Genomic DNA, 13,051 nt, shown 5'->3' on the forward strand with positions numbered 1-13,051 from the left:
TCTCCAACCCCCATCCCGAAGGACCGAGGCCGGGGATGTCAACATATCTGGCGTTGACTTTTGGCACGCTGTTGAGTTCTCAAGGAACGGACGCTTCCTTCGAGCCGCCTTCCAGCGGGCCCTCCGGGCGCTTCGTTCTTCCGTGTTTCCAGCTTACCAGATGTTTGCCCTGCCGTTTCCGGCGCTTTTCACATCTGAAATCTGCTGTTAACCGCCGACTTGCGGCGACTCGACCAACCATAGCGGGTCGTCCGCCGGAGCGCGAATCGGGGCGCGCCGGGTGTCACCCGGTCGGCGGCATGATTTGTTGCTCTCGCGAGCATATACAGCAATGGTCCCGATTCGCCAAGATGCCTGTAGAGTGCGGCGCATCGACCAAGAGGACTAGACCACTAGCGGGTCGGTGTGCTGCCGGCTTGCGGGGCGGGCGGGGCGTGAGTCGTCGCCCGGGAATGTCAGCTGATGTCCCAAGTTGACATGATTTAGGCTTCAGTTGATCGTCGCGCCGCTGCTCGCGGCCCTTTGCTGTACTGCGCACTTGGGAGGCACAAACCATGACCACTGTGACGTCGCCGCTGACCGGCCGGGTCGTCGGGCTCGCGAACGTCCCCGACCCGGTGTTCTCCGGGGCGATGGTCGGTCCCGGCACCGCGGTGGACCCGGTGCGCGAGCCGACCGAGGCGGTCGCTCCGGTGGATGGTGTCGTCGTCTCCATGCACCCGCACGCGTTCGTGGTCGTGGACGCGGACGGGCACGGTGTGCTGACGCACCTCGGGATCGACACCGTGCAGCTTAACGGCGAGGGCTTCGAGCTGCTCGTCAACAAGGGCGACACGGTGACCCGCGGTCAGGCCGTCATCAAGTGGAACCCGGCCGACGTCGAGGTCGCGGGCAAGTCGCCGATCTCGCCGATCGTCGCGCTGGAGGCCGCCGCCGACTCGCTGGGCACCGTCCGCGAGGACGGCGAGATCCAGGCCGGCGACGACCTGTTCAGCTGGAGCTGACCTCTTTCTTTCCCCACACCCGCCCCGGACGAGATGACGGGGCGGCCCCCACACAGCGGTTCCCGGCGGGGCCGCTCATCTCAGCGGAGACAGGTGACATGACGAAGACGCTGCGCGGCGTGGGTGTGAGCCACGGGGTCGCGATCGGCCAGGTGCGGCACATGGGGACGGCGGTGCTGGAGCCGCCGGCGACCCAGATCCCGACCGAGGACGCCCCGCGCGAGCAGGCTCGCGCCGAGGCGGCCGTCGAGGCGGTGGCCGCAGACCTGAACGCCCGCGGCAACCTGGCCGGCGGCGAGGCCCAGGCGGTGCTGGAGGCCCAGGCGCTGATGGCGCAGGACCCGGAGCTGATGGCCGACGTGGCGCGGCGGATCGCCGTGGGCAGCAGCGCCGAGCGCGGCGTCTACGACGCCTTCGCCGCCTACCGCGCGCTGCTCGCGTCGGCCGGGGAGTACCTGGCCGGGCGCGTCGCCGACCTGGACGACGTGCGCAACCGCATCGTCGCCCGGCTGATGGGCGTGCCGATGCCGGGCGTGCCGGACAGCGACGAGCCGTACGTGCTGTTCGCGCGGGACCTCGCTCCGGCCGACACCGCGCTGCTGGACCCGAGCCTGGTGCTCGGCTTCGTGACCGAGGAGGGCGGGCCGACCAGCCACAGCGCCATCCTCGCGCGGGCGATGGGCGTGCCGGCCGTGGTCGCGCTGCCGGGGGCGACCGATGTCGCCGAGGGCACCGTCGTGGCCGTGGACGGCAGTTCGGGCGACGTCCTGCTGGAGCCGTCGCAGGAGAAGCAGGACGAGCTGCGGGCCGCCGCCGCTGAGCGCAAGGCCGCGCTGGCCGCGTCCACCGGTCCGGGCCGGACCTCGGACGGGCACCGGGTGCCGCTGCTGGCCAACGTCGGTGGTCCCGCGGACGTGCCGGCCGCGCTGGAGAACGGCGCCGAGGGCGTCGGCCTGTTCCGCACCGAGTTCCTGTTCCTCGACGATTCCGCTCAGGCCCCGAGCGAGGAGAAGCAGGTCGAGGCGTACCGCAAGGTGCTGGAGGCGTTCCCGGAGGGCCGGGTCGTCGTCCGGGCACTGGACGCGGGCGCGGACAAGCCGCTGGACTTCCTCACCCCGGCCGACGAACCGAACCCGGCGCTCGGCGTGCGCGGTCTGCGCACCCTGCTGGAGAACCCCGAGGTCATGCGGACGCAGCTGCGTGCGCTGGCCAAGGCGGCCGACGGCCTGCCGGTGCACCTCGAGGTCATGGCGCCGATGGTGGCCGACCGCAAGGACGCCAAGGACTTCGCCGACGCCTGCCGCGAGGCCGGTCTGGACGCGAAGTTCGGCGCGATGGTGGAGATCCCGTCGGCCGCCCTGCGGGCGCGGGCGATCCTCAAGGAGGTCGAGTTCCTGTCGCTCGGCACCAACGACCTCGCGCAGTACACCTTCGCCGCCGACCGTCAGGTGGGCGCGCTGGCCCGGCTGCAGGACCCGTGGCAGCCCGCGCTGCTCGACCTGATCGCCTCGGCCGCCGAGGCGGCGCAGACCGAGGGCAAGAGCTGCGGCGTGTGCGGCGAGGCCGCCGCCGACCCGCTGCTGGCGGTCGTGCTGACCGGCCTGGGCGTCACCAGCCTGTCCATGGGCGCGGCGTCGATCCCCTACGTGCGGTCGACGCTGGCCAAGTACACGCTGGCGCAGTGCCGCCGGGCCGCCGAGGCGGCGCGGGCCACGGACAGCGCAGACGAGGCACGCGCCGCGGCGCAGCAGGTGCTCTCCGGCGAGTAGTAGGGGTAGGAAGAGAAGGGGCGCTCCCGCTCGGGGGCGCCCCTTCGGCGTTCGTCAGGACTGGCGGTCGCGGCGCAGCTGCTCGAAGAAGCGCAGGTGGTCGATGTTGTCGACGGAGCCCGGGTTGACGGCCTGCTCCAGCGGGGTGCCAGAGAGGATGCGCTTCACCGGGACCTCGATGCGCTTGCCGGTGAGGGTGTGCGGCAGGCCGCGGACGGTGATGACCTCGTCGGGGACGTGGCGCGGGGAGAGCTCGGTGCGCAGCGAGGTGCGGATGCGGCCGATGAGGTCGTCGTCGAGTTCGGCGCCGGGGGCGAGGACGACGAACAGCGGCATCCAGTAGCCGCCGTCGGGCTCCTCCAGGCCGATCACGAGGGACTCGGCGATCTCGGGGAGGCGCTCGACGACCTCGTAGATGTCGGAGGAGCCCATCCGGACGCCCTGGCGGTTGAGGGTGGAGTCGGAGCGGCCGTGGATGACGACGGTGCCGCGGGAGGTGACGGTGATCCAGTCGCCGTGGCGCCAGGTGCCGGGGTACACGTCGAAGTAGCTGTCGTGGTACCGGGTGCCCTCGGGGTCGTTCCAGAAGCCGGTGGGCATGGACGGGATGGGCTTGGTGACGACGAGTTCGCCGACGGCGTCGATGAGGGGGTGGCCCTGGACGTCCCACGACTCGACGGCGGCGCCGAGGCTGGGGGCCTGGATCTCGCCGAGGTACACGGGCAGGGTGGGGACGCCGCCGACGAAGCAGGAGCAGACGTCGGTGCCGCCGCTGACGGAGGCGAGCCAGACGTCCTCCTTGACCTCGTCGTAGATCCAGCGGAAGCCGTCGGGCGGGAGCGGGGAGCCGGTGGTGCCGATGCAGCGGACGGCGGAGAGGTCGAGGTCGCGGCCGGGGTGGAGGCCGGCCTTGCGGCTGGCGATGACGTAGGCGGCGGAGGTGCCGAGGACGGTGGCGCCGGTGCGGGCGGCGACCGACCACAGGGCGCCGGTGTCGGGGTGGCCGGGGCTGCCGTCGTAGGTGACGATCGTGGCGCCGACGAGGAGGCCGCCGATGAGGAAGTTCCACATCATCCAGCCGGTGGAGGTGTACCAGAGGAAGCGGTCCTGCGGGGTGAGGTCGAGGTGGAGGCCGACCTGCTTGAGGTGTTCGAGCAGGATGCCGCCCTGGCTCTGGACGATGGCCTTGGGCAGGCCGGTGGTGCCGGAGGAGTAGAGCACCCAGAGGGGGTGGTCGAAGGGGACCGGCTCGAAGACGGGGGCGACGTCGTCGGCGGTCAGGTCGTCCCACTGGAGGGCGCCTTCGGGGGCGGGGGCGCCGAGCAGCGGGACGTGCACGACGGTGTGCAGGCTGGGGAGTTCGCGGCGCAGCTCGGCGACGACGTCGGTGCGGTCGTGGTCCTTCCCGCCGTAGTGGTAGCCGTCGACGGCGAACAGGACGGTGGGCTCGATCTGCTGGAGGCGGTCGAGGACGCTGCGGGCGCCGAAGTCGGGGGCGCAGCTGGTCCAGATCGCGCCGACGGCGGCGGTGGCGAGGAGGGCGACGGCGGCCTGCGGGACGTTGGGCAGGTAGGCGCTGATGCGGTCGCCGGGGCGCACGCCTCGGGCGCGCAGGGCGGCGGCGAGGGAGCCGACCTGGCGGCGCAGTTCGGACCAGGTGAGGACGGCCGGCTGGTCGGTGGTCTCGTCGAGGTGGAGGATCGCGGGCCGGTCGGCGTTGGCGGTGTCCTCGGCGGCGCGCAGGGCCTGCTCGGCGTAGTTGAGGCGGGCGCCGGGGAACCAGCGGGCGCCGGGCATGGCCGGGTCGGCGAGGACGGTCTCGGGTGCCTCGGTGAAGCGGACGTCGAACCACTGCGTGACCGCGGTCCAGAACCGGCCGAGGTCCTCGGTGGACCAGGCGTGCAGGGCGGCGTAGCGCTCCTCGGCCTGCCGGTCGTCGTCGGCCGGGGCGAGCGGGGCGGCCGGGGCGCCGTGGTGCTCGGCGGCCCAGGCCTGGAACGCCACGAGGCTGGTCGCGGCGGCGCGAGCGGGGTTGGGTCGCCAGAGCGGCTGGTCCTGGAGGGGGGTGCTCACGGTGGTGGTCTCCCGGCCGGTGGTGGGGACGGGAGTGCTCGTGGCGGGCCCGTCCGGTTGGGCTGTCGGTGCAGACCATGCCATGTGAGCGGCCGCTGCGCCAGGGTGTGCCGCGGGAGCGGCGGGCTGGTCAGGGGCGGTCGAGTTCGCCGTTGAACCAGGCGCGGGAGACGTTGGTGTGGAAGTCCCAGACGAGCCGGGTGTCGGCGTGGGCGAGCAGCCAGCCGTCGGTCTCGTCGGTGGGGCGCGAGGGCGGGAGTTCGGCGAGGGGGCGGGCGGGGAGCAGGCCGCAGAGGAAGACGAAGCGGCCGTGGGGGTCGGAGGAGGTGGAGACGAGGGTGATGTCGGCGGCGTCGGCGAGGATGCCGGTCTCCTCGCGCAGTTCGCGCACGCAGGCCTGCTGCCAGGTCTCGCCGAAGTCGATGTAGCCGCCGGGGAAGGCGAGTTCGCCGTAGCCGGGCTCGATGGTGCGGCGGATGACGACGAGGGCGGGGTCGGCGTCGGGCCGGGTGACGGGCAGGACGGTGACGGCGACGGGCAGCGGGTTGCGGTAGCTGATCTCGGTGCAGCCGGTGCAGGTGCGGGGCCAGTCGCGGGTGGCGGGCGGGTAGGGCGTGCCGCAGAAGTGGCAGTGGGAGAAGGGGCGGTTGACCGTGCTCGTCATGTCGTCGGTGGTCATGTCCGGATGGTAGTCCGGGGGCGCCCGCGGGCGGTCAGCGGATCTCGTCCTCGCGGGCGGGGCGGAGCAGGGCGGGGTGGAGGAGGCGGGCGTCGCCGGCGCGGTAGGTGCGGGCGCGGGGGCCGCCGCGGGCTCCTCCGCGCTCGGTGGTGGTGCCGGTGCTCTCGACGAAGCCGGGGACGGAGAGGACCTTGCGGTGGAAGTTGCCGGGGTGGAGCTTCTCGTCCCAGACGGCCTCGTAGACGGCGCGGAGCTCGGGGATGGTGAAGTCGGGCGGCAGGAACGCGGTGGCGAGCGGGCTGTACTCGATCTTGGCGCGGGCGCGGTCGAGGCCGTCGGCGAGGATCCGGGCGTGGTCGAAGGCGAGCGCGGTGGGGCCGCTGGGCCCGCCGACGCCACCCCCGTGGGTGTCGGCGGGCTCAGCGGCGGTCTCCGGGGGGCCGACGGGCCCGGGGGCGAGGCCGGCGACCGGGTGCCAGGCCGCGGCCGCGGCGTCGGAGCCGGCCTGGGGGTCGGGGAGGTCGGGGGCGAAGGCGAGGTAGGCGACGGAGACGACGTGCATGCGCGGGTCACGGTGGGGTGCGCCGTAGGTGCCGAGTTGTTCGAGGTGGATGCGGCTGAGGGTGGACTCCAGGTCGGAACTGCCCAACAGGCCGGTCTCCTCGGCGAGTTCGCGGGCGGCGGCCTCGTCGAGGCTCTCCTCGCCGGCGCGCAGGAATCCGCCGGGCAGCGCCCAGGACCCCTGGTAGGGCGGGGCGGCGCGCTCGACGAGCAGGACGTGGAGGCGGCCTTCGCGCAGGGTGAGGGCGACGACGTCGACCGTGACGGCGACCGGGGTGTAGGCGCGCGGGTCGTAGGTGGCGAGCCATGCGCGCTCGGACTCCGGGCCGGTGTGGGGCGGGTGGGGCTCGTCGGCGGCCATCGTCGGCGTCTCCGTGCTGTCGTCTCGTGGCTGGCGCCCGGGATCCGTATCGCGCCCGGGCCTGTTGCCCGTGGCCGCACCGGGCCGCACAGGAGCGCCGTCGTTCTCGGGATGAGCACAACGTAGCGAGTCCGTTCCGGACCGGCAAACGGTTTTCCGGGCGGGCGAGGGCGCTCGGCTCCTAGGCTGTGACCAGCCACGACCGTTCCCCAGGAGGCTCCCATGCCCGCCACTCCCCCGTCGGACTTCGCCGCCGCGCTGGCGGCCGGCCCCTTGGTCCTGGACGGCGGGATGTCGAACCAGCTGGTGGCGCAGGGGCACGACCTGTCGGACGAGCTGTGGTCGGCACGGCTGCTGGCGGACGCGCCGGAGGCGGTGGTCGAGGCGCACCGGGCGTACTTCGCGGCCGGGGCGGAGGTCGCCATCACGGCGAGCTACCAGGCGAGCTTCGACGGTTTCGCGCGGCACGGGCTGGGCCGGTCGGAGTCGGCGCGGCTGATGGCGCGCAGCGTGGAACTGGCCCGGGAGGCGGCGCGCAGCGAGCCGGGTGGGCGGCGGCGGCGCTGGGTGGCGGCCTCGGTGGGGCCGTACGGCGCGGTGCTGGCGGACGGCTCGGAGTACCGCGGGCGGTACGGGCTGAGCGTCGCGGAGCTGGTGGCGTTCCACCGGCCGCGGCTGGAGGTGCTCGCGACGGCGGGCCCGGACGTGCTGGCGCTGGAGACGGTGCCGGACACGGACGAGGCGGAGGCCATGCTGGAGGTCGTCCGGGGGCTCGGGGTGCCCGCCTGGCTGTCGTACAGCGTCGCGGGCGACCGGACGCGGGCCGGGCAGCCGCTGGCTCAGGCGTTCGCGTTCGCGCGGGACGTCGACGAGGTGGTGGCGGTGGGCGTGAACTGCTGCACGCCGCAGGACGCGGACACGGCGGTGGCCCTGGCGGCGGAGGTGACGGGGAAGCCGGTGGTGGTGTACCCGAACAGCGGGGAGCACTGGGACCCTGAGGTACGGGGCTGGCGCGGGGAGCCGACGTTCCGCTCGGCGCGCGTGCGCGGGTGGCTCGCGGACGGGGCCCGGCTGGTCGGCGGGTGCTGCCGGGTGGGGCCGGACGGGATCGCGGCGCTGGCCGCCGAGGTGACCGTCCGGCGGGACTGAGCCCGGGCGGAAACCGGCCGTGGGCGACGGAGGTCACCAGGCGGCCGAGCGCGGGTTACCGAGGGGGAAGGTGCACGGAGCACCGGACGCCTGGCAAACTCGTCCCGTTACCCCTGCGGTCGACAATGTCGACCGCCTGTTCAGCGCGGAGGTCCCCATGCCCGGCCCGATCCAGTCGCTCTCCCGGGCCGCCGCGATCATGCGCCTGCTGGCCGGCGGCGAACGCCGCCTGGGCCTGTCCGAGGTCGCGACGGCGCTCGGCCTCGCCAAGGGCACCGCGCACGGCATCCTGCGCACGCTGCAGCAGGAGGGGTTCGTCGAGCAGGACCCGGAGAGCGGCAAGTACCAGCTGGGCGCCGAACTGCTGCGCCTGGGCCAGAGCTACCTGGACGTGCACGAGCTGCGCGCGCGGGCCCTGGTGTGGGCCGACGACCTGGCCCGGGCGGCCGGCGAGACCGTCTATCTCGGGGTGCTGCACCAGCAGGGCGTGCTGATCGTGCACCACGTCTTCCGGCCGGACGACACCAGGCAAGTGCTGGAGGTCGGGTCGATGCAGCCGCTGCACAGCACCGCCCTCGGCAAGGTACTGGTGGCCTACGACCCGGTCGCGCGCGGGGAGTTGGGCGACGGGCCGTACGAGTCGTACACCCTGCGGACGCTGACCGAGGCGAGCGACCTGGACGCGGAGTGCGCGCTGATCCGCGAGCGCGGCTGGGCGGACTCGATCGAGGAGACCTGGGACGGCGTGGCCTCGATCGGCGCGCTGATCCAGGACCGGCGGCGCAACCCGGTGGGCGCGGTGTGCATCAGCGGGCCGGTGGAGCGGGTGTGCGAGGACGGATTCGTGCGCCCCTCGCTGGTGGCCTCGGTGCGCAGCGCGGCGCGGGCGATCTCGCGCGATCTGGGCGCCGGCCGGTTCTGAGCACGGGAGTCGAATCGTCACGCTGAGGCGCGGACGGGCGGTCGGCCTGTCCGCGCCTTGGCGTTTTGTCATGATTCGGGGCGCTCCGCTGGGTAACTTCGGGGGACGCGCCGAGGCGAGGGTCACAGCTGCGTAACCCCGCCTTGACGCGGGGCCGACCTGGGGAGGAAGCTTCCGCATGACGGTCGACATTGTCGAACGATGGCCGGGAAGATCACTCCCCCAGCGCGCTCACCCGCACGGCGATCTCCCGGCCACCTGCCCCCACCCGCACCTCCGGGCCTCATGGACAAGGGAGTCTTTGTGTCCGCGTTCTCCAACGGCGACGTATTCGTCGGCGAAACCCTCGGCACCGCCGCCCTGATACTCCTCGGCGGCGGCGTCTGCGCCGCCGTGACCCTCAAGAAGTCGAAGGCCTTCAACGCCGGCTGGCTGGCGATCACCTTCGGCTGGGGCTTCGCGGTCCTCATCGCCGCCTACATGACCGGGCCCAAGTCCGGCGCCCAGCTCAACCCGGCCGTCACCATCGCGCTCGCGGTCAAGAGCGGCGACTGGAGTCAGGTGCCGCTCTACATCGGCTCCCAGATGCTCGGCGCGCTGATCGGCGCCACGCTCGTCTGGCTCACCTACCTCGGTCAGTTCCAGGCCAACGAGGAGCCCACCCTCGGCATCTTCTCGACCGGTCCCGAGATCCGGAACCCCGTCCAGAACCTGATGACCGAGATCATCGGCACCTTCGTGCTCTGCATGGCGATCCTCACCCTCGGCGCCAACGACCTCAAGGGCATGGGCACCCTCATCGTCGCCCTGACCGTCGTCGGCATCGGCCTCTCCCTCGGTGGCCCGACCGGCTACGCGATCAACCCGGCCCGTGACCTCGGCCCGCGCATCATGCACAGCATCCTGCCGATCCCGAACAAGGGCGGCTCGGACTGGTCGTACGCCTGGATCCCGGTCGTCGGCCCGCTCGCCGGCGGCGCACTGGCCGGCGTGCTGTACAACGCCCTGTTCTAAGAGTCCCTTTCGCGATAGGCAGAGCCGAGCACGGGGACTGACCGGACGACCGCGTCAGGCCCACCCCACCCCGTAATCCCCCGACCCGAGCCGAGGACCCTCCCCATGACCTCCACTGGCAACTACATCGCCGCGATCGACCAGGGCACCACCTCCAGCCGCTGCATCATCTTCGGCGCCGACGGCCGCATCGTCTCCGTCGACCAGCAGGAGCACCGGCAGATCTTCCCCCAGCCCGGCTACGTCGAGCACGACGCCGCCGAGATCTGGACCCGGGTGCAGTCCGTCGTCCGCGGCGCGCTGGAGAAGGCCGGCCTCACCAAGGACGACATCCGCGCGATCGGCATCACCAACCAGCGCGAGACCACCGTCCTGTGGGACAAGAACACCGGCGAGCCGGTGCACAACGCGCTGGTGTGGCAGGACACCCGCACCGAGGCGCTCTGCCGCGAGCTCGGCCGCAACGTCGGCCAGGACCGCTTCCGCCGCGAGACCGGCCTCCCGCTGGCCAGCTACTTCGCCGGCCCGAAGATCCGCTGGCTGCTGGACAACGTCGAGGGCCTGCGCGAGCGCGCCGAGGCCGGCGACATCCTGTTCGGCACCATGGACACCTGGGTGATCTGGAACCTCACCGGCGGTGTCGACGGCGGCAAGCACGTCACCGACGTCACCAACGCCAGCCGCACCATGCTGATGAACCTCAAGACCCTCGCCTGGGACGAGGCGATCGCCGAGTCGATGGGCGTGCCGATGGCCGTCCTGCCGGAGATCCGCTCCTCCGCCGAGGTCTACGGCGAGGCCGTCGGCGACCTGGCCGGCGTCCCGGTCGCCTCCGCGCTCGGCGACCAGCAGGCCGCGCTGTTCGGCCAGACCTGCTTCGACGAGGGCGAGGCCAAGTCCACCTACGGCACCGGCACCTTCCTGCTGCTCAACACCGGCGAGAAGATCGTCAACTCCTACCACGGCCTGCTGACCACCGTCGGCTACCGGATCGGCGACCAGGCCCCGGTGTACGCCCTGGAAGGCTCGATCGCCGTCACCGGCTCGCTCGTCCAGTGGCTGCGCGACCAGCTCGGCATCATCTCCACCGCCGCCGAGATCGAGACCCTCGCCAACACGGTCGAGGACAACGGCGGCGCCTACTTCGTCCCGGCCTTCTCCGGCCTGTTCGCCCCGTACTGGCGCTCCGACGCCCGCGGTGTGATCGCCGGTCTGACCCGGTACGTCACCAAGGGCCACCTGGCCCGGGCCGTCCTGGAGGCCACCGCCTGGCAGACCCGCGAGGTCGTCGACGCCATGCAGAAGGACTCCGGGGTCGAGCTCACCGCCCTCAAGGTCGACGGCGGCATGACCAGCAACAACCTGCTCATGCAGAACATCGCCGACGTCCTGGACGCCCCGGTCGAGCGCCCGTACGTGGCCGAGACCACCGCCCTCGGCGCTGCCTACGCGGCCGGACTCGCCGTCGGCTTCTGGAACGACCTCGACACCCTGCGGGCCAACTGGCACCGCGCCGCCGAGTGGACCCCGCGCATGGACGAGGCCACCCGGGAGCGCGAGTACAAGAAGTGGCTCAAGGCCGTGGAGCGCACCATGGGCTGGGTGGAGGAGGAAGAGAACAACTGACAGACCCGCCGGTCGGGGCCCCGTGCCCCGGCCGGCCGCCCGCTGTTCACGGCAACGGGCGCACCCGTGTTTCACCGGCCCGCCGCACCGGGCCGACCGGCCTCTCCAGCAGGGGCCGCACCGCACCCGAGAGGAGTAACGGCGCAGCCCGACCAGCGCGCCGTACACAACCACCATGGCAACCATCCCGACCCTGGGCGCCGAGCGCACCGCCGGCCGCACCGCCTCCCGCGCCGAGACCCGCGAACTGCTCGGCAAGGCCACCTACGACCTGCTGGTGATCGGGGGCGGCATCCTCGGCACGGCCGTCGCCTGGACCGCGTCCCAGGCCGGCCTGAAGGTCGCCATGGTCGACGCCGGCGACTTCGCCGGTGCCACCTCCAGCGCCTCCTCCAAGCTCGTCCACGGCGGCCTGCGCTACCTGCAGACCGGCGCGGTCAAGCTGGTCGCCGAGAACCACAAGGAGCGCCGCGCGCTCTCCACCGACGTCGCCCCGCACCTCGTCAACCCGCTGACCTTCTTCGTGCCGGTCTACAAGGGCGGCCCGCACGGCGCGGCCAAGCTCGGCGCCGGCGTCTTCCTGTACTCGGCGCTGTCCGCCTTCCGCGACGGCATGGGCCGCGTCTCCACCGCCGCCCACGCCGCGCAGCAGGTGCCGGCGCTGCGCACCGAGGGCCTGCGCTCGGTGGCCGTCTACGGCGACCACCAGATGAACGACTCTCGCGTCGCCGTGATGACCGTCCGCGCCGCGGTGGACGCCGGCGCCGTCGTGCTCAACCACGCCGAGGTCACCGGCCTGCGCTTCACCGCCGGCCGGGTCACCGGCGCCGAGGTGCGCGACCGCCTCGACGGCAGCGAGTTCGGCGTCAACGCCCGCCTGGTGCTCAACGCCACCGGCCCGTGGGTCGACCACCTGCGCACCATGGAGGACGCCGGCGCCGCGCCGTCGATCCGCCTCTCCAAGGGCGCGCACGTCGTCGTCAAGCGCCGCTCGCCGTGGCGCGCCGCGCTGACCATCCCGATCGACAAGTACCGCGTCTCCTTCGCCATCCCGTGGGAGGACCACGTCCTGCTCGGGACCACCGACGAGGAGTACACGGGCGACCCGAAGGACGTCCGCGCCACCCAGGCCGACATCGACCAGATCATGGGCGAGGCCTCGCACGCCATCCGCGACGAGCACCTCGACCGCGACCTGATCACCTACTCCTTCGCGGGCCTGCGCGTCCTGCCCGGCGGCCCCGGCGACACCGCCGCCGCCAAGCGCGAGACCGTCGTCACCGAGGGCCGCGGCGGCATGCTGTCGGTCTCCGGCGGCAAGTGGACCACCTACCGGCACATCGGCCGCGCCGTGCTGGAGAAGCTGGCCCACGTGCCCGGCACCGGCCTCGCCGAGGACATGTCCCCGATCGCCCCGACCGTCCCGCTGCCGGGCGTCGGCGCGCCGAACGCCGTCGCGCACCGCCTGCTGATCGACCGCGAGCCCGGCTCCCGCATGGAGCCGCTGGTGGCCAGGCACCTCGCCAGCCACTACGGCACCCTGTCCTTCGAGATCGCCCGCATGATCGACGAGAACCCGGAGCTCGGCCGGCCGATCCACGAGGACGGCCCGGACGTGTGGGCCCAGGTCGCCTACGCCGCCGAGAACGAGTGGGCGTACACGGCGGACGACGTGCTGCGCCGCCGCACGACCATGACGGTGCGCGGGCTGGACACGCCGGAGATCCGCGACGAGGTCGAGGCCTTTCTCGCGAAGCGTGGAGGCAAGTAAGCACAGCCTCGCGAAGCGTGGAGGCAAGTGAGCACAGCCTCGCGAAGCGTGGAGGCAAGTGAGCACAGCCTCGCGACGCGTGCGGGCAAGTGAGCAGCGCTGACCAGCAGTTCGCCGCAGTA

General features: G+C 72.7%; 10 protein-coding genes. 7 read left to right on the forward strand and 3 right to left on the reverse strand.

The features are described from left to right. Window positions 1-554: 554 nt before the first annotated feature. On the forward strand, window positions 555-1,004 hold the full coding sequence (locus tag PUR71_RS11505; RefSeq protein WP_329926723.1) for a PTS sugar transporter subunit IIA: 450 nt from the start codon (window positions 555-557) through the stop codon (window positions 1,002-1,004). 98 nt (window positions 1,005-1,102) lie between these two features. Beyond that, the gene (gene ptsP / locus PUR71_RS11510) at window positions 1,103-2,773 is read left to right on the forward strand and encodes a phosphoenolpyruvate--protein phosphotransferase (RefSeq protein WP_329926725.1); all 1,671 of its coding nucleotides are present in this window, start codon (window positions 1,103-1,105) and stop codon (window positions 2,771-2,773) included. Window positions 2,774-2,827: 54 nt separating this feature from the next. Here the strand turns inward: ptsP and PUR71_RS11515 are convergent, their stop codons facing one another. The 3 genes from PUR71_RS11515 to PUR71_RS11525 are packed head-to-tail and all read right to left on the reverse strand — an operon-like array spanning window position 2,828 to window position 6,447. Then, on the reverse strand, window positions 2,828-4,930 hold the full coding sequence (locus tag PUR71_RS11515) for an acetoacetate--CoA ligase (RefSeq protein ID WP_443077422.1): 2,103 nt from the start codon (window positions 4,928-4,930) through the stop codon (window positions 2,828-2,830). Window positions 4,931-4,976: 46 nt separating this feature from the next. Next, complete coding sequence (locus PUR71_RS11520) at window positions 4,977-5,525, reverse strand: NUDIX domain-containing protein (protein WP_329926729.1); 549 nt, start codon at window positions 5,523-5,525, stop codon at window positions 4,977-4,979. Window positions 5,526-5,559: 34 nt separating this feature from the next. After that, window positions 5,560-6,447 carry an NUDIX hydrolase gene (locus tag PUR71_RS11525; protein WP_329926730.1) on the reverse strand — a complete coding sequence of 296 codons (888 nt, stop codon included), beginning with the start codon at window positions 6,445-6,447 and terminating at the stop codon, window positions 5,560-5,562. Window positions 6,448-6,669: 222 nt separating this feature from the next. Here PUR71_RS11525 and mmuM point away from each other — a divergent pair, with 222 nt between their 5' ends. The 5 genes from mmuM to PUR71_RS11550 all read left to right on the forward strand — a co-directional run bounded on the left by mmuM (window position 6,670) and on the right by PUR71_RS11550 (window position 12,929). Continuing rightward, window positions 6,670-7,596, forward strand: a complete 927-nt coding sequence (mmuM, locus tag PUR71_RS11530) for a homocysteine S-methyltransferase (protein ID WP_329926732.1) — start codon at window positions 6,670-6,672, stop codon at window positions 7,594-7,596. Between the two features lie 157 nt (window positions 7,597-7,753). Further along, complete coding sequence (locus tag PUR71_RS11535; protein ID WP_329926734.1) at window positions 7,754-8,518, forward strand: IclR family transcriptional regulator; 765 nt, start codon at window positions 7,754-7,756, stop codon at window positions 8,516-8,518. A gap of 285 nt (window positions 8,519-8,803) precedes the next feature. Further along, window positions 8,804-9,532 (forward strand): MIP/aquaporin family protein, encoded by a 729-nt coding sequence (locus PUR71_RS11540; protein ID WP_443077423.1) that lies wholly within the window; start codon window positions 8,804-8,806, stop codon window positions 9,530-9,532. Window positions 9,533-9,637: 105 nt separating this feature from the next. Continuing rightward, complete coding sequence (gene glpK, locus PUR71_RS11545; RefSeq protein ID WP_329926737.1) at window positions 9,638-11,158, forward strand: glycerol kinase GlpK; 1,521 nt, start codon at window positions 9,638-9,640, stop codon at window positions 11,156-11,158. Between the two features lie 175 nt (window positions 11,159-11,333). Continuing rightward, entirely contained in the window at window positions 11,334-12,929 is a 1,596-nt protein-coding gene (locus PUR71_RS11550; RefSeq protein ID WP_329926739.1) for a glycerol-3-phosphate dehydrogenase/oxidase, read from the forward strand. The last annotated feature ends 122 nt before the right edge of the window (window positions 12,930-13,051 follow it).

The organism is Streptomyces sp. SP17BM10, from assembly GCF_036322405.1.
Taxonomy (GTDB): Bacteria; Actinomycetota; Actinomycetes; order Streptomycetales; family Streptomycetaceae; genus Kitasatospora.

What these genes read in the sequence shown, in the direction of transcription:
- glpK (WP_329926737.1), top strand. Translation starts at nt 9,638, where the DNA reads ATGACCTCCACTGGCAACTACATCGCCGCGATCGACCAGGGCACCACC.
- PUR71_RS11515 (WP_443077422.1), bottom strand. Translation starts at nt 4,930, where the DNA reads ATGGCATGGTCTGCACCGACAGCCCAACCGGACGGGCCCGCCACGAGC.
- PUR71_RS11550 (WP_329926739.1), top strand. Translation starts at nt 11,334, where the DNA reads ATGGCAACCATCCCGACCCTGGGCGCCGAGCGCACCGCCGGCCGCACC.
- PUR71_RS11525 (WP_329926730.1), bottom strand. Translation starts at nt 6,447, where the DNA reads ATGGCCGCCGACGAGCCCCACCCGCCCCACACCGGCCCGGAGTCCGAG.
- PUR71_RS11540 (WP_443077423.1), top strand. Translation starts at nt 8,804, where the DNA reads ATGGACAAGGGAGTCTTTGTGTCCGCGTTCTCCAACGGCGACGTATTC.
- PUR71_RS11505 (WP_329926723.1), top strand. Translation starts at nt 555, where the DNA reads ATGACCACTGTGACGTCGCCGCTGACCGGCCGGGTCGTCGGGCTCGCG.
- ptsP (WP_329926725.1), top strand. Translation starts at nt 1,103, where the DNA reads ATGACGAAGACGCTGCGCGGCGTGGGTGTGAGCCACGGGGTCGCGATC.
- PUR71_RS11535 (WP_329926734.1), top strand. Translation starts at nt 7,754, where the DNA reads ATGCCCGGCCCGATCCAGTCGCTCTCCCGGGCCGCCGCGATCATGCGC.
- PUR71_RS11520 (WP_329926729.1), bottom strand. Translation starts at nt 5,525, where the DNA reads ATGACCACCGACGACATGACGAGCACGGTCAACCGCCCCTTCTCCCAC.
- mmuM (WP_329926732.1), top strand. Translation starts at nt 6,670, where the DNA reads ATGCCCGCCACTCCCCCGTCGGACTTCGCCGCCGCGCTGGCGGCCGGC.